This window comes from Ruegeria sp. BK1 (assembly GCF_056535645.1).
Genome location: NZ_JBQFIS010000001.1, coordinates 1,732,174 through 1,750,685, shown reverse-complemented (window position 1 = coordinate 1,750,685; position 18,512 = coordinate 1,732,174). Strand labels below are relative to the sequence as shown.

24 protein-coding genes and 1 tRNA gene are annotated in these 18,512 nt (G+C 57.6%); 15 read left to right on the top strand and 10 right to left on the bottom strand.

What is annotated here, in order from left to right; genetic code table 11:
* Window positions 1-134 precede the first annotated feature (134 nt).
* From clpX to ACR3E7_RS08745, 5 genes are all read left to right on the top strand, one after another.
* Entirely contained in the window at window positions 135-1,400 is a 1,266-nt protein-coding gene (clpX, locus tag ACR3E7_RS08765) for an ATP-dependent Clp protease ATP-binding subunit ClpX (protein ID WP_170770058.1), read from the top strand.
* A gap of 62 nt (window positions 1,401-1,462) precedes the next feature.
* A complete protein-coding gene (locus ACR3E7_RS08760) occupies window positions 1,463-1,822 on the top strand; it encodes a RidA family protein (protein ID WP_170790443.1) in 360 nt (119 codons plus the stop codon).
* Between the two features lie 79 nt (window positions 1,823-1,901).
* A complete protein-coding gene (locus ACR3E7_RS08755; RefSeq protein ID WP_170770060.1) occupies window positions 1,902-2,285 on the top strand; it encodes an NADH:ubiquinone oxidoreductase subunit NDUFA12 in 384 nt (127 codons plus the stop codon).
* A 12-nt stretch (window positions 2,286-2,297) separates the two neighbouring features.
* On the top strand, window positions 2,298-2,747 hold the full coding sequence (mlaD, locus tag ACR3E7_RS08750; RefSeq protein ID WP_170770061.1) for an outer membrane lipid asymmetry maintenance protein MlaD: 450 nt from the start codon (window positions 2,298-2,300) through the stop codon (window positions 2,745-2,747).
* Entirely contained in the window at window positions 2,747-3,115 is a 369-nt protein-coding gene (locus tag ACR3E7_RS08745) for a DUF2155 domain-containing protein (RefSeq protein ID WP_170770062.1), read from the top strand. The genes mlaD and ACR3E7_RS08745 overlap by 1 nt, the downstream gene beginning before the upstream one ends.
* Here the strand turns inward: ACR3E7_RS08745 and aat are convergent.
* From aat to ACR3E7_RS08725, 4 genes are all read right to left on the bottom strand, one after another.
* Complete coding sequence (gene aat, locus ACR3E7_RS08740) at window positions 3,070-3,702, bottom strand: leucyl/phenylalanyl-tRNA--protein transferase (RefSeq protein WP_480502734.1); 633 nt, start codon at window positions 3,700-3,702, stop codon at window positions 3,070-3,072. The genes ACR3E7_RS08745 and aat overlap by 46 nt on opposite strands.
* A 48-nt stretch (window positions 3,703-3,750) precedes the next feature.
* On the bottom strand, window positions 3,751-5,100 hold the full coding sequence (gene accC, locus ACR3E7_RS08735) for an acetyl-CoA carboxylase biotin carboxylase subunit (RefSeq protein WP_170782801.1): 1,350 nt from the start codon (window positions 5,098-5,100) through the stop codon (window positions 3,751-3,753).
* A gap of 9 nt (window positions 5,101-5,109) precedes the next feature.
* Window positions 5,110-5,610: an acetyl-CoA carboxylase biotin carboxyl carrier protein gene (gene accB / locus ACR3E7_RS08730; protein ID WP_170770065.1), complete on the bottom strand. Its 501-nt coding sequence runs from the start codon at window positions 5,608-5,610 to the stop codon at window positions 5,110-5,112.
* 149 nt (window positions 5,611-5,759) lie between these two features.
* Window positions 5,760-6,296, bottom strand: coding sequence for a LuxR C-terminal-related transcriptional regulator (locus ACR3E7_RS08725; protein WP_170770066.1), 537 nt, complete (start codon window positions 6,294-6,296; stop codon window positions 5,760-5,762).
* 177 nt (window positions 6,297-6,473) lie between these two features.
* Here ACR3E7_RS08725 and ACR3E7_RS08720 point away from each other — a divergent pair, with 177 nt between their 5' ends.
* The 5 genes from ACR3E7_RS08720 to ACR3E7_RS08700 all read left to right on the top strand — a co-directional run bounded on the left by ACR3E7_RS08720 (window position 6,474) and on the right by ACR3E7_RS08700 (window position 12,348).
* Entirely contained in the window at window positions 6,474-7,769 is a 1,296-nt protein-coding gene (locus ACR3E7_RS08720; protein ID WP_480502733.1) for a helix-turn-helix domain-containing protein, read from the top strand.
* Window positions 7,770-7,846: 77 nt separating this feature from the next.
* Window positions 7,847-8,227 carry a response regulator transcription factor gene (locus ACR3E7_RS08715; RefSeq protein WP_170770068.1) on the top strand — a complete coding sequence of 127 codons (381 nt, stop codon included), beginning with the start codon at window positions 7,847-7,849 and terminating at the stop codon, window positions 8,225-8,227.
* The gene (locus tag ACR3E7_RS08710; RefSeq protein WP_170770069.1) at window positions 8,224-8,535 is read left to right on the top strand and encodes a hypothetical protein; all 312 of its coding nucleotides are present in this window, start codon (window positions 8,224-8,226) and stop codon (window positions 8,533-8,535) included. The genes ACR3E7_RS08715 and ACR3E7_RS08710 overlap by 4 nt, the downstream gene beginning before the upstream one ends.
* Window positions 8,523-11,201 carry an ATP-binding protein gene (locus ACR3E7_RS08705; protein WP_480502732.1) on the top strand — a complete coding sequence of 893 codons (2,679 nt, stop codon included), beginning with the start codon at window positions 8,523-8,525 and terminating at the stop codon, window positions 11,199-11,201. Before ACR3E7_RS08710 ends, ACR3E7_RS08705 begins: the two co-directional genes overlap by 13 nt.
* 73 nt (window positions 11,202-11,274) lie before the next feature.
* Complete coding sequence (locus ACR3E7_RS08700) at window positions 11,275-12,348, top strand: FliM/FliN family flagellar motor C-terminal domain-containing protein (RefSeq protein WP_480502731.1); 1,074 nt, start codon at window positions 11,275-11,277, stop codon at window positions 12,346-12,348.
* 9 nt (window positions 12,349-12,357) lie between these two features.
* Here the strand turns inward: ACR3E7_RS08700 and ACR3E7_RS08695 are convergent, their stop codons facing one another.
* From ACR3E7_RS08695 to ACR3E7_RS08680, 4 genes are read right to left on the bottom strand one after another with little or no spacing between them, the layout of a single operon-like run.
* Window positions 12,358-12,789 (bottom strand): protein tyrosine phosphatase family protein, encoded by a 432-nt coding sequence (locus tag ACR3E7_RS08695; protein WP_170790448.1) that lies wholly within the window; start codon window positions 12,787-12,789, stop codon window positions 12,358-12,360.
* Between the two features lie 9 nt (window positions 12,790-12,798).
* Entirely contained in the window at window positions 12,799-13,230 is a 432-nt protein-coding gene (locus ACR3E7_RS08690; RefSeq protein ID WP_170770073.1) for a DUF6691 family protein, read from the bottom strand.
* A complete protein-coding gene (locus ACR3E7_RS08685) occupies window positions 13,230-13,652 on the bottom strand; it encodes a YeeE/YedE family protein (RefSeq protein WP_170790449.1) in 423 nt (140 codons plus the stop codon). Before ACR3E7_RS08685 ends, ACR3E7_RS08690 begins: the two co-directional genes overlap by 1 nt.
* Window positions 13,653-13,674: 22 nt before the next feature.
* Window positions 13,675-14,538: an MBL fold metallo-hydrolase gene (locus tag ACR3E7_RS08680; protein ID WP_170770075.1), complete on the bottom strand. Its 864-nt coding sequence runs from the start codon at window positions 14,536-14,538 to the stop codon at window positions 13,675-13,677.
* Window positions 14,539-14,782: 244 nt separating this feature from the next.
* On the opposite strand from ACR3E7_RS08680, the gene ACR3E7_RS08675 reads away from it, so the two are divergent.
* Complete coding sequence (locus ACR3E7_RS08675; RefSeq protein ID WP_170770076.1) at window positions 14,783-14,998, top strand: hypothetical protein; 216 nt, start codon at window positions 14,783-14,785, stop codon at window positions 14,996-14,998.
* Window positions 14,999-15,007: 9 nt separating this feature from the next.
* Here the strand turns inward: ACR3E7_RS08675 and ACR3E7_RS08670 are convergent, their stop codons facing one another.
* Entirely contained in the window at window positions 15,008-15,226 is a 219-nt protein-coding gene (locus ACR3E7_RS08670) for a hypothetical protein (RefSeq protein WP_170770077.1), read from the bottom strand.
* 163 nt (window positions 15,227-15,389) lie between these two features.
* Between ACR3E7_RS08670 and ACR3E7_RS08665 the strand changes: the two genes are divergently transcribed.
* The gene (locus ACR3E7_RS08665) at window positions 15,390-15,659 is read left to right on the top strand and encodes a DUF2312 domain-containing protein (protein ID WP_170614681.1); all 270 of its coding nucleotides are present in this window, start codon (window positions 15,390-15,392) and stop codon (window positions 15,657-15,659) included.
* Between the two features lie 48 nt (window positions 15,660-15,707).
* Here ACR3E7_RS08665 and ACR3E7_RS08660 read toward each other — a convergent pair whose 3' ends face one another.
* Complete coding sequence (locus ACR3E7_RS08660) at window positions 15,708-16,616, bottom strand: hypothetical protein (RefSeq protein WP_170790451.1); 909 nt, start codon at window positions 16,614-16,616, stop codon at window positions 15,708-15,710.
* A gap of 163 nt (window positions 16,617-16,779) precedes the next feature.
* Here ACR3E7_RS08660 and ACR3E7_RS08655 point away from each other — a divergent pair.
* The 3 genes from ACR3E7_RS08655 (at window position 16,780) to ACR3E7_RS08645 (ending at window position 18,510) form a co-directional block, all read left to right on the top strand.
* Window positions 16,780-16,855, top strand: a tRNA-Thr gene (locus tag ACR3E7_RS08655).
* A gap of 273 nt (window positions 16,856-17,128) precedes the next feature.
* The gene (locus tag ACR3E7_RS08650; RefSeq protein WP_480502730.1) at window positions 17,129-17,887 is read left to right on the top strand and encodes a BglII/BstYI family type II restriction endonuclease; all 759 of its coding nucleotides are present in this window, start codon (window positions 17,129-17,131) and stop codon (window positions 17,885-17,887) included.
* Between the two features lie 8 nt (window positions 17,888-17,895).
* Entirely contained in the window at window positions 17,896-18,510 is a 615-nt protein-coding gene (locus ACR3E7_RS08645) for a BglII/BstYI family type II restriction endonuclease (RefSeq protein ID WP_170802781.1), read from the top strand.
* Window positions 18,511-18,512 lie beyond the last annotated feature (2 nt).

The following is an 18,512-nucleotide window of genomic DNA, read 5'->3' as shown; positions in this document are numbered from 1 at the left end:
AATCTGTGCCCGTGTTGACCACGTTGGGTACATTTTTGAGATTGTAGCCGCCCCGGTGGTGGCCTAAGCTGCACCAACAAGCGGCAAACGCGGCCCCGGGCGGGGCCGCAGAGACGAAGCCCGAAAGGTATAACATGGCGACGAATTCAGGCGGCGACGGCAAAAATACGCTCTATTGCAGCTTTTGCGGCAAGAGCCAGCATGAGGTGCGCAAGCTGATTGCCGGACCCACAGTATTCATCTGTGACGAATGCGTCGAACTGTGCATGGACATCATCCGCGAAGAGACCAAGGCCAGTGGCCTGAAGTCCAGCGACGGGGTGCCGACGCCCAAGGATATCTGCGAGGTTCTAGACGATTACGTGATCGGTCAGGCCACCGCCAAGCGCGTTCTGTCGGTTGCGGTTCACAATCACTACAAACGTCTAAACCATGCTCAGAAAGCGGGCAGCGATATTGAGCTGGCGAAGTCCAACATTCTGCTGATCGGCCCGACCGGCTGCGGCAAGACGCTGCTGGCCCAGACGCTGGCGCGTATTCTGGATGTGCCCTTCACCATGGCGGATGCGACGACCCTGACCGAAGCCGGGTATGTGGGCGAGGATGTCGAGAACATCATTCTGAAACTGCTGCAAGCGTCGGAATACAATGTCGAGCGTGCGCAACGCGGCATCGTCTATATTGACGAAGTCGACAAGATCACGCGCAAGTCCGAAAACCCCTCGATCACCCGCGACGTATCGGGTGAGGGCGTGCAGCAAGCGCTTCTGAAACTGATGGAAGGCACAGTGGCCAGCGTTCCGCCGCAGGGCGGACGCAAGCATCCGCAGCAGGAATTCCTGCAGGTGGACACCACGAATATCCTGTTCATCTGCGGTGGCGCATTTGCGGGTCTGGACAAGATCATCGCGCAGCGCGGCAAAGGTTCGGCCATGGGCTTTGGTGCTGATGTGCGTGACAATGATGACCGGGGCGTGGGCGAGATTTTCAAAGATCTTGAGCCCGAAGATCTGTTGAAATTCGGCTTGATCCCGGAATTCGTTGGCCGTCTGCCGGTTCTGGCAACGCTTGAGGATCTGGACGAGGATGCTCTGGTTACGATCCTGACCAAGCCCAAGAACGCGCTGGTCAAGCAATACCAGCGTCTGTTCGAGCTGGAAGATGCCGAGCTGGCCTTTACCGATGACGCACTTAAGGCGATTGCCAAGAAGGCGATCGAACGGAAAACCGGGGCACGTGGTCTGCGCTCGATCCTGGAAGATATCCTGCTGGATACGATGTTCGAACTTCCAGGTCTGAAAAACGTGACCGAAGTTGTGGTCAACGAAGAGGCCGTGACCTCAGAGTCGCAACCGCTCATCATCTATGCGGATGCAGCGGAATCTGCGTCAGCCGGGTAAACCGCTTAATTTCAAACACATACGGCGCGGTTTTCCGCGCCGTTTTCTTGTGAGGCGCAGGAATGATCAAACGTATTTCGTCCGGTGGTGAGTTTGAAGCCAAACTCGGATATTGCCGGGCTGTTGTTGCAGGTGGCTGGGTCCATGTTGCGGGCACGGTCGGGCAAGGCAATGACGTGGTCGAGCAGTGCCGTTCGGCGTTGACGATCATTGAAAAGGCGCTGGCTGAGGCCGGAGCTGGGTTTGCTGACGTGGTCCGCGTGACGTACATGTTGCCTGACAAGGCCGAGTTCGAACCCTGCTGGCCAATCCTGAGCGAGACATTCGGCGCGAACCCACCGGCGGCAACGATGATCGAATGTGGGTTGATCGACCCGAAATACCGGATTGAAATCGAAGTGACCGCATATCTGCCGGAATGACAGGTGTGATCCTTGTGAGACTGGACCTTGGCGCGCCTTTGGTCCATATCTGCGGAAACAGAATTGCCGGAGGCAGCCCATGGGTATCCTGAACAATCTCTTGCGAGCCGTGACTTGGTGGAACGGGGCGACCTTGAACACGCAGATCTATACTGCACGCAAGGGTGAGAAGGTTGGCGAAGATGACCAGGGTAACGTCTTTTATCGCAACGCCGATGACAGCAAGCGCTGGGTGATCTTCAATGGTGAGGCCGAAGCCAGCCGCATTGATCCTGACTGGCACGGTTGGCTGCACCGCACGTGGGATGAACCACCGACCGACAAGCCGCTGGCGCATAAATCATGGGAAAAACCGCATCAGGAAAACCTGACGGGCTCGGCGCTGGCATATGCACCGGCTGGGTCGCTGCGCCGCCCGGACCCGATTGAACGTTCCGATTACGAGGCCTGGAGCCCCGAATAAACGAGGCAATTTATGTCGAGCTATAACGTAACCGAAGTCCTAGTTGGCGGCGCTGTTTTAGCCTGTGCCGTTGCGTTTGGCATCTATGCCAGTCAATCCACTGGCCTGTCGCAGGGCGGTACAGGGTACGAACTGGGGGCCTCGTTCCGGTCGCTGGAGGGCGTGGGCGTAGGGACAGATGTGCGCCTTGCCGGGGTTAAAATCGGAACTGTGACGGGGGTAACCCTAAATTCCGATACCTACCGCGCAGATACAACCTTTTCGATATCGGACGGCATTCTGGTGCCTGATGACAGCGCGATCGTGATTTCCTCCGAAGGGCTGCTGGGCGGCAACTTCGTTGAGGTAATGCCTGGTGGTTCGCCCTTTTATTTTGAGCCGGGTGACGAAGTTACCGACACGCAGGGCGCGGTCAGCCTGATCTCTTTGCTGGTTAAATTCGTTGCCGGGGACGGCAGCTGATGCGACGCGCAGCCCTTGTCGCGGCATTGTTGACCGCAACGGGCGTTTCGGCCCAGCAAAAGGTCCAATCCGGGCCGGGCGCGATGTTGCGCGGGTTGGACAAAGTCAGCGGCCAGACCGTGGATATCCAGATGCAAAATGGTCAGACCGAGGCAATCTTTGGTCTGGATGTCGCCTTGGGCGACTGCCGATATCCGGCCGAGAACCCGACCGGTGACGCTTTTGCCTATCTGACGATTTGGGAAAATGGTAAGACAGATCAACTGTTTGACGGTTGGATGATTGCGACAGCTCCGGCGTTGAACGCCCTGGATCACGCGCGCTATGACGTCTGGGTCATCCGTTGTATCACGCCTTCAGCGGATTGATCCAAAGCCGCGACAAAGTCAGCCTCAAGTTTGATTGCCTCTTCCAGTTCCTGCCGGTATTGCACGCGCGGTATCTCAATCGCGCCCAGAGAGGCCAAGTGCGCTGTCAAAAACTGCGTGTCGAATAGCTGGAATCCGGTTCTTCGCAGCCGGTCAATCAGATAGGCCAACGCGATTTTCGACGCATCCGTGCGGCGGGAAAACATGCTCTCACCAAAGAAAGCTGCGCCAAGGGTCACGCCATAGACGCCGCCAACCAACGCGGATTCGTCCCACACCTCCAGTGAATGCGCATGGCCCGAGCGGTGAAGCTGTTGGTAGAGCCGGTGCAATTCGCTATTGATCCACGTATCTGCGCGGTCGGCACAGCCATCGACCACCGAAGCGAAGTCTTGATTGATGCTGATCGAGAATCCGCATTTGCGCATCCGCCGCGCCAGACTGCGAGAAATGTGAAACCCGTCCAGCGGAAACACGCCGCGAAACTTGGGATCGACCCAGAACAACTCCGGGTCGTCGCGGTGCTCGGCCATCGGAAAAATGCCGACGGAATAGCCATGTAGCAAAAGTTCCGGCGAGAGGCTCATGCAGGACGTCCCGCGGTCGAAAGGCCAAGGCCCTTCGACCGGGTTGTGTTAATCGGCCATGTTCTCCGCAAGCCAGTGCTCCAGCCAGTGGATGTTGTAGTCACCGCTGTGAAGATCAGGCTCTTGCAGCAAGGCGTGGAACAGAGGCACGGTGGTGTCGATCCCGTCCACGATCAGCTCGCCCAAGGCACGTTCCAGACGCGCTAGCGCCTCGGCCCGGTCGCGGCCCTGTACGATCAGCTTGGCAATCAACGAGTCGTAGTAGGGCGGGATCGAATAGCCGTCATAGAGCGCCGAATCCATCCGTACGCCCAGACCACCCGGCGCGTGATACGCTGTGATCTTGCCGGGGCAGGGCGAGAAGTTGGGCAGCTTTTCCGCGTTGATCCGAACTTCGATGGCGTGGCCATTGATCTCCAGATCGTCTTGACCAAACGACATGTCTTCGCCGGCCGCCACGCGGATTTGCTCGCGCACCAGATCGACGCCGAAAATGCCCTCGGTCACCGGGTGTTCCACCTGCAGGCGGGTGTTCATTTCGATGAAATAGAACTCGCCGTTTTCGTACAGGAACTCGATTGTACCCGCGCCGATATAGTTGATCTTGGCCACCGCGTCCGCGCAGACCTTGCCGATCTTGGCGCGTTCCTCGGGGGTGATGCATGGCCCGGGGGCCTCTTCAAACACTTTCTGGTGGCGGCGCTGCAGGGAACAATCGCGTTCGCCCAGATGGACGGCATTGCCCTTGCCATCACCAAAGACCTGAATCTCGATATGGCGCGGCGTGGTAAGGTATTTCTCGATATAGACCTCGTCATTGCCAAAGGCAGCCTTGCCTTCGGCACGCGCGGTCATGAAGGCGCTTTCCATCTCATCCGCGTTCATCGCGACTTTCATGCCGCGTCCGCCGCCACCGGCGGTGGCTTTGATGATGACGGGATAGCCAAATTCCTCGCCGATACGTTTGGCGTCTTCCAGCGTGGGGACGCCGCCGTCGGAACCCGGAACGCAAGGCACGCCCAGTTCTTTCATCGTGTCCTTGGCGGTGATCTTGTCACCCATGACGCGGATATGTTCGGCGGTCGGGCCGATGAAAGTTATGCCATGATCTTCTACGATCTGCACGAACTCGGCATTCTCGGAAAGGAAGCCATAGCCGGGATGGATCGCCTGCGCGCCGGTGATCTCGCAGGCTGAGATGATAGCGGGCACGGACAGATAGCTTTGCGGGCTGGGCGGAGGGCCGATGCAAACCGACTCGTCTGCCATGCGCACATGCATCGCGTCGCTGTCGGCTGTCGAATGCACGGCGACCGTCTTAATCCCCATCTCGCGCGCGGCGCGGATGACGCGCAGGGCGATCTCGCCTCGATTGGCAATCAGGATTTTGTCGAACATGGGCCCGCCTTACTCAACGATGACCAGAGGCGTGCCGAATTCCACAGCGTCGCCGTCGCCCACCAAAATACGCTTGATGGTGCCGGATTTCGGCGCATGGATGTGGTTCATGGTTTTCATCGCTTCCACGATCAGCAGCGTGTCGCCCTCGGACACCGACGCACCGACCGAGATAAAGGCAGGCGCGCCCGGTTCGGGCTGCATGTAAACGGTGCCCACCATGGGCGAGGTTACGGCACCGGGGTGGCTGGCGGGGTCTTCGGCTGCCGCAGGGGCTTCGGCCGGAGCAGCAGCAGGTGCGGCTGCTGGGGCAGCAGCGGGGGCTGCTGCCGGGACGGCAACCTGAACAGGAGCGGCTGCGGCTTGGTTCATGCGGCTGACGCGCACGTTCAGGCTGTCTTCTTCGCCATATTCGCGTTTGACCTGCAACTCGGTCAGGTCGTTTTCGCGTAGCAATTCGGCAAGAGCCTTGATGAATGCCACATCCGCTTCGTGTTTAGTGTCTGTCATGAGTGTCCTCGACGGTTCCCCTTGGCCCGTCTGTGAGTTGCGGGCTTTGATCTGATTACGCAGCGTTATAATCTATGCGTCCAGCCATGAAAAGCGCGTCTCGGCCTGTCTGAACCGGGTTTGGTTAAGTTTTCGGTAGGGAAATAAACCTAGAGCGGCATTCCAGAAAGTTTCGCTACCAATTCCGGTAGTTTTCGCGCTCCGAATTTCTCCAGCAGCCGGGCACGGTAGGCCTCGATGGTGCGGTAACTCAGGCCCAGTTCCACGCCGATTTCCTTGGCGGACAGGCCACGGCAGGACAGGATCGCGACCTCGCGCTCGCGCGTGGTCAACTCGACCAAGGGGCGTTCTTCCGAGATGTCGGAAAAACTCCAGATTCCATGCCGGAATGGGTCGTCCGGCGTTAGGGACCGACCGCGTGCACGGCACCAGAACAGGTCGCCATTACGCCGCCGCATGACCCGTTCGTCCGTGTAATATCCTGTGTCACGCATCACTTGAAGGCTGCGCGCGCCAATCCGTTCCCAATCCGCGACCGAGGGGTAAAGGTGCAGCAGAGGCATATTGCGGTACTCGAATTCTTCCCCGCCAAAGGTGCGGGCGAATTGCAAGTTGCACCGTCGGATGATCCGGTTCTCCAGCTCGACAAGGCCGATTGGGGCATATTCGAAGGCGGGGTCGCTCATCCCGCTATGGTGCCGGGATTTTAGTGGGATGAGAAGGGGGAAGGCCGGGAATATGTTCCTGGCTTGACCTGTGATTTTGTTAAGGTTGTAAAGATGGTGGGAAAATTTGACTATAAGTAATAGAAATATATCAAGAGTTCCGAAAATTCCACGAACAATGACAGGGAAAGTGCAGCTATGAGGGACGCGCTGACAGGAAGTCGAATCCGCGAAAGGCGTCAGATCGCCGGTCTACGTCAGGCCGAACTGGCGCGCCGTGTGGGTATTTCGGCTTCTTACCTGAACCTGATCGAACATAATCGCCGCCGGATCGGGGGGAAATTGCTGGTCGATATTGCGGCGGCTCTGTCGGTTGAGCCTTCGGTCTTGACGCAGGGGATCGAAGCCACCCTAATCTCGGCCCTGCGTGAGGCTGCGGTAGACGCAGTTGGTCAGCAGGCTGAGGTTGATGCGCTTGAGGAATTTGCTGGGCGGTTTCCCGGTTGGGCGGGGGTTCTGGCGCAGATGCACCGCCGGGTGGTTTCGCTGGAACGCACCGTTGAAACCCTGTCCGACCGTCTGACCCATGACCCGCATTTGGCGGCCTCGATGCACGAGGTGCTGTCGACCGCCGCCGCGATTCGGTCCACAGCTGCCATTCTGGCTGAAACACATGAGATTGAGCCTGATTGGCAGGATCGATTCCACCGCAACCTTCACCAGGATGCGGAGAGGTTGGCAGATAGCTCCAAATCGCTGGTGGCTTACCTGGACGACACCGAAACCACCGATGATCGGCGCGGGGTGCCGCTGGAAGATGTTGAGGCGTTCTTTGAACGTCACGACCATCATTTCCCCGAGATCGAGGCTGGTGCGGACCCTGCAGACTTGGACCTGAGCGGTTTTGCTTCGACGGCGGCCCGGACTGTGACCCGCGGGTTTCTGGACGTCTATGCAACCGATGCACGTGCTATGCCTTTGGACGCGGTGAAAGCGGTGCTGGACGGTGCAGAGCCAGACCCGCTGAAACTGGCTGCTCAATTCAACGTGGATATCGCGACCGTCCTGCGGCGACTTGCGGCTTTGCCCGAAGGCGTGCTGCGGCGACCGACAGGGCTGGTTATTTGCGATGCATCCGGCAGCATCCTGTTCACCAAATCCGTCCCGGGCTTCGCAATGCCCCGATTTGGCGAGGCCTGCCCCCTTTGGCCCCTGTTTCAGGCGCTGAATCGCCCTCTGGTTCCGATCCGTCGCCGGATCGTGCAGCTTGGTCGCTCGGCTGCCGAGTTCGATTGCTTTGCCTACGCGTGGCCGCAAGGGGTCGCAGGCTACGATGATGCGCCTGTTTACCATTCGGTCATGTTGGTCCGGTCGGTTGAAGAGGGTCAGCCCAGTGATCAGGCCGTCGCACGTGTAGGTCCCAGTTGCCGGGTGTGCCCCAACGATGATTGCGCGTCGCGCCGCGAACCATCGATTCTGAGCGAAGGTTTTTGACAGTTTCCCGACAGACGGCGTAAGCTGGCGCTGACGGTTTGTGGATGGATGATCCGTCTCGGGGAGGAATACGACAAATGAGCCGCAAGGTTCTGTTGATTGAGGATGAGCCCAACATTGCCGAGGCCATTCGGTTCCTGTTGACGCGTGAGGGTTGGCAGGTCGAGACGCACTCGGAAGGGACGGACGCGATCGAGGTGATCCAGGGCGCACAGCCTGATCTGGTGATTCTTGATGTCATGTTGCCGGGCAAAAGTGGCATGGACATTCTGCGTGACCTGCGCGAACTGGACGATATGCGCAGCTTGCCGGTTTTGATGCTGACCGCACGCGGGCAATCGCGCGACCGCGAGATGGCTGAAAATGCTGGGGTCAGCCGCTTTATGACTAAGCCGTTTTCCAATGCCGAGGTGCTGACAGCCGTACGCGACTTGCACGCTCAGGCCACGCAATCATGAGCAACGGCGGGGATCGACAGCCTCCGGGCGTTCGGCCTTCGCTGTTTCTGGAACGCCAGAGTTACCGCCGCCGCCGGCTGATGGACGCCGCGCGACTGCTTCCGATTCTGGGGGCCGCGCTGATCGCCATTCCGTTGCTTTGGCCGGAATCCGAAGGCGACAACGGTGTGCCCCTGTCCTCGGCCATGTTCTACATTTTCTTTTGCTGGGGCCTGCTGATCGGGGTCAGCTTGATCTTTGGCTTCGCAGCTAGGCGCAGCGCTAGCCGAGATGACGCCGAATCGGATGCGGACAAATGGCAACGCTGAACGTTCTAATCCTTGTTTGTCTGGGCTATGTCGTGCTGTTGTTTGGCGTCGCTTTTGCGGCGGACCGGTTGGCGGCGGCAGGCAAGGGTGCGTGGTTGCGCTCACCTCTGATCTATACGCTGTCTCTGTCAATCTATTGTACTGCCTGGACTTTTTACGGCGCAGTAGGCAATGCTGCCCGCTCGGGGCTGGAATTCGTTACGATCTATCTTGGCCCCACGCTGGTGATGATCAGCTGGTGGTGGGGTTTACGCAAACTGGTGCGGGTGGGGCGCAGTCAGCGGGTGACGTCAATCGCCGACCTGATCTCGTCCCGGTATGGCAAGTCGAACACGCTGGCAATCGGCGTGACCATACTGGCTGTGCTAGGCGGCACGCCTTATATCGCGCTGCAACTGCAATCCATCACACTATCCTTTTCGATCTTTGCCGAGGCCGACCCCACAGGGCTTTACCGCGAAGGATCAAGCGTGTTTTGGGTTGCGGCAGGGCTGGCTGTTTTCGCCATTTTGTTTGGAACGCGAAATCTGGACGCCAACGAGCGCCACCACGGCGTGGTCACTGCAATTGCGGTTGAATCCGTCGTCAAACTTTTTGCGCTTCTGGCGGTGGGCATCTTTGTTGTCTGGGGCATTGCCGGCGGTGTCGCGCCAATGATGGACCGTATTGACGCCTCGGAGATAGGTCAGTGGAACGTCGATGCCGGTCGCTGGACAACCTTTGTCTTTCTGTCCGCTGCGGCCTTTGTCTGTCTGCCCCGCATGTTTCAGGTCATGGTCGTCGAGAACGCAGATGAAGCGCATCTGAGGACTGCCGCCTGGGCCTTTCCGCTATATCTTCTGTTGATGAGCCTGTTCGTGGTGCCGATCGCCGTGGTCGGGCTTGACCTGTTGCCCGACGGCTCGAACCCCGATCTGTTTGTGCTGACGGTACCGCTGTCGCAGGGCAATGAATGGCTGGCCATGCTGTCATTTATCGGAGGATTTTCGTCGGCCACATCCATGGTGATCGTCACCGCCATGGCGCTGTCGACTATGGTGTCGAACCATGTGGTTATGCCCATTTGGCTGAGCACGCAGGAAGGGGGCGGACCTGTCTCGGGCGATGTGCGCAACGTTGTTTTGATGGCGCGACGCGTGTCTATCGCGGTGATCATGGCGTTTGGGTACTATTATTACCGATTGTCAGGAGGAGGAGCGGCGCTTGCGTCAATCGGGTTGGTGGCTTTTGCCGGAATTTCGCAAATCTTACCCGCTTTGGTCGGCGGGTTGTTCTGGAGAGGGGCCACGCGGACGGGCGCGCTTGTGGGGCTGACGACCGGGTTTCTGCTTTGGATATATACGTTGTTGCTGCCCGGAATGGGCGGTGTCCTGATGACCGACAGCGTCTTGCAGCACGGACCTTTCGGGCTGGGCTGGTTACGCCCGCAGGCGCTGTTCGGGATCGAGGGCATGGATCCAATGGTCCACGCGGTGATGTGGTCGCTGTCGTTGAACACGGTGGCGTTCTGCGTGGCTTCGCTGCTGAGCTTTCCCAGCCCGCTGGAACGGTTGCAGGGCGCGCAATTCGTCAATGTATTTGACCATTCCGTTGCCCCACGTGGCTGGAGTGGATCGGTCGCACAAAGCGAAGACCTGATGATCATGACCCAGCGGATTCTGGGGGCCGGTCCTGCGCAGGAATTCTTTCAGGCCGAAGCCCAACAACAGGGTGGCCGCACGCGCCTACCCGAGCCGACACCTGCCTTTCTGGAGCGGCTGGAACGGGAACTTAGCGGTTCGGTCGGGGCGGCGACGGCCCACGCGATGATCGGTCAGATCGTGGGAGGCTCGTCGGTTTCGGTCGAAGACCTGCTGGCGGTGGCCGACGAATCGGCGCAATTGTTGGAATATTCCAGCCAGCTTGAGGTGAAGTCAGCCGAACTCAGCCGCACTGCACGGCAACTGCGCGAGGCCAATACCAAGCTGACCCAAATCTCAGAGCAGAAAGACAGTTTCCTCAGCCAGGTCAGCCATGAATTGCGCACCCCCATGACCTCGATCCGGGCGTTTTCCGAGATCATGCGCGACACGGACGGGCTGAGCGTCCAGGAACAGACGCGCTATGCCGCCATCATCCATGACGAGGCGCTGCGCCTGACGCGGCTGCTGGACGATTTGTTGGACCTCAGCGTTCTGGAAAGCGGTCGGGTCAGTTTGAACATGGGTGGCGATACGCTGCGGTCCGTGCTGGATCGGGCTGTTTCCAGCGCTTTGGCCGGAGGAAGCCATACTTTGACCGTTCGGCGTTCAATCGCGTCTGAACGCCTGCCGCTCCATACCGATCTTGATCGTCTGGGGCAGGTCTTCATCAATCTGATCACGAACGCCCAGAAGTATTGCGACGCGGATGAGCCGGTTCTGACGATTTCCGCCCATGATGTAGGGGGACAAGTCGTGGTCGATTTCACCGATAACGGCAGCGGCATTCCTCCCGAGGCGCAGTCGATGGTGTTCGAGAAATTCGCTCGGATCGGCGGTGACAAAGCCGGCGGGGCGGGATTGGGTCTGGCGATCTGCCGGGAAATCATGCAGCGCCTTGGCGGAGAGATCACCTACTTGCCCGGTCAAGGCGGCGCAGCGTTCCGCGTTCGCGTGCCGTTGGCCTATCGGCAGGCCGCGCAATAGCTTTTTTGTAAAGACATTGGTAACCGCCGCTGGGTTAGACCAGAGAAGATGAAGTAAATTGGCGGTTTAGGCTATGGCACAACCGGTCAACGCGGTGTTGGCGCGCAAACTCTCGGTCGGGCAAGAAGGGCAGGGGGATGGCCCTCGTTCTGCCCTGCGCGCTTTTCGGCTGGGGTTTGCCCGCGCCGCGGGGGATCGGTTGAACTTACCTCTTTCAGTCATCGGGGCGAAGCAGTCAGCAAGATCTCCGGATGTACTGGGCGATTTTGCAGGCGACGATTGGTTGTTGTTGCGCTTCTCAGATCCCGATGGGGTCGCGGCAGCGGTATGTATGGATATCGGGGTGGTATCGGCCATCCTTCAGGTGCAAACGATCGGAGAGGTCATGCCTGACCCTCCTTCCGGTCGCTCGTTCACAGACACGGATGCCGCCATGGTCGCGCCAATGGTCGAAGAGGCACTGCGTCGCGCCGATGCTTTAGCCGATCCCACTGGCGGCCAGCCTGGCCTAACCGGTTATGAATTCAAGGCCCGTCTTGCTGATATGCGATCGTTGTCCCTGGCCATGGTTGAGGACGCATATTTGACCTTTGATCTGACGGTCGAATTGAGTGGCGGGTTGCGTCAGGGCCATATTGCACTGCTTTTGCCCGAGCGGGCGGGCACGGATGCTGAAATTGTGCCAGAAGACCCCTCGGGGCCGAGCCTGGAGCAGGCAACCGGGGTTGTGCGGGCCGAATTGAACACGGTGATTTGCCGAATGACCCTGCCGCTGGCTGCATTGTCGGGGCTCTCGGCGGGCGATGTATTGCCGCTTACCGGCTCCCGGTTGGATCGGGCCGAGGTTCTGACCATAGATCGCACCCGTGCCGCGGTCGGACGATTGGGCCAATGTGGCGGGATGCGAGCAGTGCGGTTAAATGAATATGCACCACTGCCAGCACTGGCCAATACCGAAGAGTTTCTGGAAGCCCGGTTGGCCACCGAGCAACCTCACCACGCAGAAACAGCGAGGCAAGAAAGTCAGCCCTCGATAAAGGAGCCCGATCTGACAGCAGAGACACTGGAATTCAACGACTCTGATCAGATCGCCGCCGAAATTTCCAAACTCGCTGGTTTGGAAAACAACCCGGATGCATTTGGGTAAAGCGGTAGATCAGTCTGTCGAGCCGCGAATTTGGTCCAGCGTCGGGCGCAGGTTCTCCAGTGCGTAACCCGCCTTGGTTGTGGCCTCTAGAATGTCATCGGTGCTCATCCGGTCACATTGTCCCAAGGCCCAGACAACCGAGCATCGCGTGCCAGAGGCGCAATAGGCCAGAACCGGCCCGGTGCAGTTTTCGGCAAGGTCACGCTGACGGGTCACGTTTTCCGGCGTCATCGTCTGGTGGGTCAGTTCCAGAACCTCATATTCCAGCCCTGCCGCCCGAACAGCCTGACCGATTGCGTCAGACTGCATATCGACCGGCACCTCAGTATTCGGGCGGTTGCAGATAACCTTCACGAAACCTGCATCGACAATGGCTGGGACATCCTCGACCGTGATTTGCGGCGAGACGGCGTAGCGGGGGGTGATGGGGCGAATCTCCATCCTGTTTGATTAGGCCGCGTTGGCCGCCCTGTCCAGTTTCGACCCCACCGCAGGGGCCGCATACATCCCCGCAATCATCGCAAGAAGGAACACAATCCCGCCAACTCCCCCATATGAGATCGACGCAATGGCCGGTCCAGGGCACAGGCCCGACAGCCCCCAACCCATCCCGAACATAACCGAGCCGATGATCAGGTTGCGGTCAAGCTCGGGAGCGGATGGGGCCGGAAACGTCCCGCCAGTCAACGGGCGGCGGTGCTCGGCCAGTCGCCAGGCAAAGAACATGGGCACGATCGCGCCGCCCATCACAAAGGCCAGCGTCGGGTCCCAATTTCCGAAAATGTCCAACCAACCCTGAACTTTGGTGGTGTCGGTCATGCCCGACAAAAGCAGCCCCGCGCCGAAAAGGGACCCTGCAAGGAGGGAAATCACCATACGCATCAGATCAACCCCAGCAGGTGGCGCAGGAACACCAAGATTACGGCACCGGCGCCAATATAAATTACCGTCGCCACGATGCCGCGCAGCGAAAACCGGGAGATGCCGCAAACCCCATGCCCCGACGTGCAGCCATTGGCGATCCGAGTGCCGACCCCAACCAGCAGGCCCGCAATAATGACGACCGAGAGATTGCCTGTCAGATGTGTCGCGGGCGCGGGAGATAGAAGCAGGCTGAGAATCAGGGGCATTCCGACAAGTCCTGCGATAAAGGCCAATCGCTCCTTTGTACGGTCCGAGCCGTCGATCAGCCCGCCTAAAATACCGCTGGCCCCCATGATGCGACCGTTACCCAACAGGTAAATGGCAGCGCCCAACCCGATCATCAGGCCGCCGCCGAATCCCCAAATCCATTCCGTTTGCATTGTTTGCCCTTTCGACGGATCGTTACAGCTTGTTCAGTGGAACCTTCAGAAAAACATCGCCTTTTTCGTCCGCTGGTGGCATCTGGCCGGCCCGCATGTTGACTTGAAGGGAAGGAAGGATCAGACGCGGCATTCCCAGGGTCGCATCGCGCGCATCCCGCATCTCGACGAATTCTTCGATCGGGCGGCCCTGACCGATATGCACGTTCAGCGCCTTTTGTTCGCCCACGGTGGTTTCCCACGCGAACTCATCGCGGCCGGGGGCTTTGTAGTCGTGACCAACAAAGATCCGAGTCTCGTCGGGCAGGGAAAGGATCTTTTGAATCGAGTCATATAAGACCTCCGAGGACCCACCGGGAAAGTCACAGCGCGCGGTTCCGAAATCGGGCATGAACAGGGTATCGCCGACAAAAGCCGCATCGCCGATCACATAGGTCATGCAAGCCGGAGTGTGGCCGGGCGTATGCAGGACATCACCCCGCATCTGGCCGATGTGAAAACTGTCGCCTTGGCGGAACAGGGCGTCGAATTGGCTGCCATCGCGCTGAAACTCGGTCCCTTCGTTGAAGATTTTGCCGAAGGTTTCCTGAATGGTGACGATCTGGTCGCCGATGCCAATTTTCCCACCCAGTTCCTGCTGAAGGTAAGGCGCAGCCGACAGGTGGTCGGCATGGACATGACTTTCCAAAATCCATTCGACCTTCAGCCCGTTGGCGCGGACATGGCTGATGATCTCGTCGGCTGAACTGGTGCTCGTGCGACCGGAGGCATGGTCGAAATCCAGAACGCTGTCGATAATCGCGCAGGCTGTGCCTTCGGGTTCTTGCACCAGATAAGACACCGTGAATGTATCGGTGTCGAAAAATGCCTTGACCTTGGGTGTCATCTTGCCCTCCGCTTGTCTTTCTCTTTATATAGTAAGTCTGGAATATATCGCAATCAAGCTTGCGTGACTTGATGCCTGTCAAGGCAGATTAGCCGGAAATCGACTAGACTTTAACCGTTCCGCAATTCGCCGCCGATTTTGCCTTACGTAACGGCAAGTTTATGCGCGACCGCGGGCGTGGACCAGCTAGTCTTAAAACAGTTACCTATATGGGTGTAGTCAGACAGCATTTGGGAGGATGACGATGTCTACAAGCAATTTGTATTCCGAAGCCGCACAACTGGAAGAAAAGTTGCAGGGTGCCTGTCTGGAAACTCGTCTGGCCTTGCAGCCTAGCGTTACAAAGGTAATCGATCGGATGCGCCAGCAGGGCGTTCACGTGCCATCGCGGCTGCGTCGCCTGGATGCGGCCCTTTGCGAAGATGCAATGGAAGCGCAGTTCGACAACTTGCCAGTATGACGTACAGGTTTAGCTGAACGAAATTCCCAGGATCACCAGCATCAGGCCCAGGACCGACAAAAACAGGGATGCCAGATTCCACGGCAGAACCCCCTGAACAACGGCGCGCAGTTCATCATCAGACAGGCCCGATTTGCGGGCCTTCATCACGCGCAGGATACACCAGACCAGCCCCAGGAGACCGGCAAGCGACAGGGCGGCTCCGCCCCAGGTGATGAGTTCGAACATTTGGCCTCGCAATCTTTTGCTGATGCGCATTGCGCTTACCGGATCGCATTGTGGCGCACAAGCCCGGCCTGCGATTGACCGCTTGCGGCGCCGGCGGGTGCGATGTATCCGGCATATTGCCGCTGCCACCGCGGCAGGACCGCAACCTCTGGGAGAGACGTAGATGGAAGATATGACCGAAGACCAGGCCACCGCCAATTACCGCGTGACCGCCGGAGAACTGCGCCAATTTATCGAGCGGTTCGAGCGTCTGGATGCCGAGAAAAAAGACATCGCAGAGCAGCAGAAAGAGGTTATGGCCGAAGCCAAGGCCCGCGGCTACGACACCAAGGTGATGCGCAAGGTCATTGCCCTACGTAAACGCGACAAGGACGACATCGCCGAGGAAGAGGCGGTCCTTGAAATGTACAAAGAAGCGCTTGGCATGAGCTAAAGGCCCTTTGCAAACGCCCACACCCGGCGTTTGCCCATCCCTCTGTACCTAGAGGGGCGCGTTGCGCGGGCTCAGAACCTGAACCCCGCTCATATTTGCCAACCGAGCTACGTCCTGTTCGTACAGCTCCGAGAATGCATCAACGATTTCTGCGTTCCATCCGGGAAGCTCAAGCTCCTCTTCAAGCCTGTCCGTTTCGGCGTGTTCCTCAAAAATGTGGAACAACTGGACCTGAAGGGCTTCAGGATCGTTGGCTTCAGTGTCCAAGGCTGCCTGCGCCAGAACTTGCCCCTCTGCAGTCAACAACGACAAGATCAGGTCATATTCTCCGGTCAGGGCTGCGGTTTCTGGTATCCCGCTGACTTGGCGCACAACATTGCCCCAGATGAGGGGGGTGTCTTCGTTGCACCAAAGCGTAATCTTCACATCCGGGGCGAGATCACGAATATCCTCGATCATGCCAATCCAGCTCAGACAGCTTAGATCTGTTGTGCGCAGAATCTCTTCCCGATCTGGGTCGGGCAGGGCCATCAGCAGTTTCGGGATGAAACTGCCCGGATTTCTAAGGGCGAAATACAGATTTATAGGTTCTTCTGGAAAGGCCTGCTGCAACAGCGCCATCCTGCGCCCGGCATCGGGATAAAGTTGGCCGTCGCGCAGAAGATTCCCCTGATCACCCACGAAATTGTCGTTCAGGAAAATGGCACGCTTGGTCGCCGCGTCCACAGGTAAGGCCAGTCGCATTTTCTTGATTGCGTCAGGTGACAGAGTTCGAATATCCGGCCCGCCGAAATTCGGTTTGAAATACTGACGATACCGACGAGGGCCAAAGAACCGCGCGCCACACTCGCTGAGCAACGCACCATTCGCCTGAAGCGACCTTTGCAGCCGCCCCTGATCCGTAAAAGCGGCCCCAGCGTGGATCGCAAACTGCATATCCGGCTCTCGTCCCTGCATCTTCTTGCCTCGTTTGTCGGGTTACAGGTTGCAACCCGCGCAGTCAAACCCGCCTCAACTAACCCTTCGCTTGCCTCGCCAACGACGAAACAAGAATTTCCCTAAGTTGCGGTGAAATTTCGGGCTTGCAGTCGCGCGGCAGAGAAAGTAATCGACACCCAGTGCCCCTATAGCTCAGCTGGTAGAGCAACTGATTTGTAATCAGTAGGTCCGCGGTTCGAGTCCGTGTGGGGGCACCACTAAATCAATAGGTTAGCTGGTTTTTGAGGTCTTACAGTCGATTGTAGGACGCAAATAGGACGCGCGTTACGAAGCCGTGCGTTGGCAATGTTTTCCAAAACTTGATGCAATGCTTAGCTAAAGGCCGCGGAACCAAGTTGCCCGAAAAACTTCCGTCGAATTTTTGATATTCTGCCGTTCGATACTTCTAATCAAATCGGTTTAAGTATAGAGCTTGCCTGAGTTTTTTGTCGCTTCGCCAGCGGCGCACGGCCATACTTGAGGGATAATGCGTGCCTACACCAGTAGATACTAGTGCACTGACACAACGTGGTTTCCAAGTTGAGTTCTATTTTCACGCAGCTGCGATTCTTTTCATCGACTTTCCGGAGGCATGGGATGAGCTTTGCAGTTGCTTGTTAGAATTTGAAATCCCAATGTCAGAGCTGATCGGGTCTGGTGGTGGGGAAGCCAAGGGAACACAAAGGCTTCGTCGTGCTCTAGACGAGATGGGCTGGAAAAAGACGAATTTCACGATTGAAAAAACGATCAACGGTGTGAAACGTGAATCTGTTTCCCACGAAGTTGATCACGTCAAAAGCTTTGGTGAAGCAGGGCTTGTTGCTCTCGAAATCGAATGGAACAACAAGGACCCTTTCTTTGATCGAGACCTTGAGAACTTCAAGCGTCTCCACGCAGAAGGCGCTATTGACGTGGGAGTGATCATCACAAGAGGACGATCATTGCAGGAAGGCCTACCGAATATGGTTAGGCGGTTCTTGGACGATCATGAAGTCGACAACTTTGATGAACTCGCAGCGCACGAGTATGTGCCTACGCCTAAACAACGGCAAGCTATCAACAAACTTGTTGAACGAGACATTAACCCAATGGCGTTTCGTGATGCTTTCACGCGCCGGTTTGTCTCAGATAAATTCGGAACGGCTACAACTCACTGGTCGAAACTGGAAGACCGTGTGGCACGCGGTGTGGGCAACCCATGTCCACTCGTTTTAGTTGGGTTGCCGGATACTATTGTAAACTTTGACTAAGGAACGACATGAAGATCGGTGCTTATTATTCCCATTTGAATGGGCTGGAATGGTTGCGGCATCACCACGAGGACTATTGGGAGGAAATTAAACTGGCTATCGCCAACGTAGATGCCGCTAGCTGCCTAACCAAGGTTTCCAAAGAGAAAACTATGAAGGGCAAACTCTTGTACGGCCCGAAACCTATGAACAAGGCATTCCGCAAAGCGCTCAGGGATCAAGGGTGGGCAAAGGCGAAGACTAACAGCTACTACGTTGCGCGGGATGCAGAATTAACCAAGAGGATTATTGACGAACCGCGGGCGAAGCAGAAGCAGCTTATTGAAGAAGCTGGAGAGGAGCCGCTCAGGACTTCAAACTCCGCAGACTTTCGAAAGGGAAGGGTTTCTGTTGAGGTTCAGTTTGGGAAGTATGCTTTCGTACAGTTTGATTTGTTCGTTAAGCATGCTGCGGATTACATGCGTGACCGAATAGATTTGGGAATCGAGATAGTCCCAATGAAGGAGCTTGAGCGCCAGATGTCTAGCGGCCCTTCTTTCTATGAGAAAAACCTAAATGAAATACTGCGGCAAGGTAGGATATTTCCGCCAGTGCCGCTTATTCTTATCGGCGTGAAGCCCTGAGC

What these genes read in the sequence shown, in the direction of transcription:
- clpX (WP_170770058.1), top strand. Translation starts at nt 135, where the DNA reads ATGGCGACGAATTCAGGCGGCGACGGCAAAAATACGCTCTATTGCAGC.
- ACR3E7_RS08760 (WP_170790443.1), top strand. Translation starts at nt 1,463, where the DNA reads ATGATCAAACGTATTTCGTCCGGTGGTGAGTTTGAAGCCAAACTCGGA.
- ACR3E7_RS08755 (WP_170770060.1), top strand. Translation starts at nt 1,902, where the DNA reads ATGGGTATCCTGAACAATCTCTTGCGAGCCGTGACTTGGTGGAACGGG.
- mlaD (WP_170770061.1), top strand. Translation starts at nt 2,298, where the DNA reads ATGTCGAGCTATAACGTAACCGAAGTCCTAGTTGGCGGCGCTGTTTTA.
- ACR3E7_RS08745 (WP_170770062.1), top strand. Translation starts at nt 2,747, where the DNA reads ATGCGACGCGCAGCCCTTGTCGCGGCATTGTTGACCGCAACGGGCGTT.
- aat (WP_480502734.1), bottom strand. Translation starts at nt 3,702, where the DNA reads ATGAGCCTCTCGCCGGAACTTTTGCTACATGGCTATTCCGTCGGCATT.
- accC (WP_170782801.1), bottom strand. Translation starts at nt 5,100, where the DNA reads ATGTTCGACAAAATCCTGATTGCCAATCGAGGCGAGATCGCCCTGCGC.
- accB (WP_170770065.1), bottom strand. Translation starts at nt 5,610, where the DNA reads ATGACAGACACTAAACACGAAGCGGATGTGGCATTCATCAAGGCTCTT.
- ACR3E7_RS08725 (WP_170770066.1), bottom strand. Translation starts at nt 6,296, where the DNA reads ATGAGCGACCCCGCCTTCGAATATGCCCCAATCGGCCTTGTCGAGCTG.
- ACR3E7_RS08720 (WP_480502733.1), top strand. Translation starts at nt 6,474, where the DNA reads ATGAGGGACGCGCTGACAGGAAGTCGAATCCGCGAAAGGCGTCAGATC.
- ACR3E7_RS08715 (WP_170770068.1), top strand. Translation starts at nt 7,847, where the DNA reads ATGAGCCGCAAGGTTCTGTTGATTGAGGATGAGCCCAACATTGCCGAG.
- ACR3E7_RS08710 (WP_170770069.1), top strand. Translation starts at nt 8,224, where the DNA reads ATGAGCAACGGCGGGGATCGACAGCCTCCGGGCGTTCGGCCTTCGCTG.
- ACR3E7_RS08705 (WP_480502732.1), top strand. Translation starts at nt 8,523, where the DNA reads ATGGCAACGCTGAACGTTCTAATCCTTGTTTGTCTGGGCTATGTCGTG.
- ACR3E7_RS08700 (WP_480502731.1), top strand. Translation starts at nt 11,275, where the DNA reads ATGGCACAACCGGTCAACGCGGTGTTGGCGCGCAAACTCTCGGTCGGG.
- ACR3E7_RS08695 (WP_170790448.1), bottom strand. Translation starts at nt 12,789, where the DNA reads ATGGAGATTCGCCCCATCACCCCCCGCTACGCCGTCTCGCCGCAAATC.
- ACR3E7_RS08690 (WP_170770073.1), bottom strand. Translation starts at nt 13,230, where the DNA reads ATGCGTATGGTGATTTCCCTCCTTGCAGGGTCCCTTTTCGGCGCGGGG.
- ACR3E7_RS08685 (WP_170790449.1), bottom strand. Translation starts at nt 13,652, where the DNA reads ATGCAAACGGAATGGATTTGGGGATTCGGCGGCGGCCTGATGATCGGG.
- ACR3E7_RS08680 (WP_170770075.1), bottom strand. Translation starts at nt 14,538, where the DNA reads ATGACACCCAAGGTCAAGGCATTTTTCGACACCGATACATTCACGGTG.
- ACR3E7_RS08675 (WP_170770076.1), top strand. Translation starts at nt 14,783, where the DNA reads ATGTCTACAAGCAATTTGTATTCCGAAGCCGCACAACTGGAAGAAAAG.
- ACR3E7_RS08670 (WP_170770077.1), bottom strand. Translation starts at nt 15,226, where the DNA reads ATGTTCGAACTCATCACCTGGGGCGGAGCCGCCCTGTCGCTTGCCGGT.
- ACR3E7_RS08665 (WP_170614681.1), top strand. Translation starts at nt 15,390, where the DNA reads ATGGAAGATATGACCGAAGACCAGGCCACCGCCAATTACCGCGTGACC.
- ACR3E7_RS08660 (WP_170790451.1), bottom strand. Translation starts at nt 16,616, where the DNA reads ATGCAGGGACGAGAGCCGGATATGCAGTTTGCGATCCACGCTGGGGCC.
- ACR3E7_RS08645 (WP_170802781.1), top strand. Translation starts at nt 17,896, where the DNA reads ATGAAGATCGGTGCTTATTATTCCCATTTGAATGGGCTGGAATGGTTG.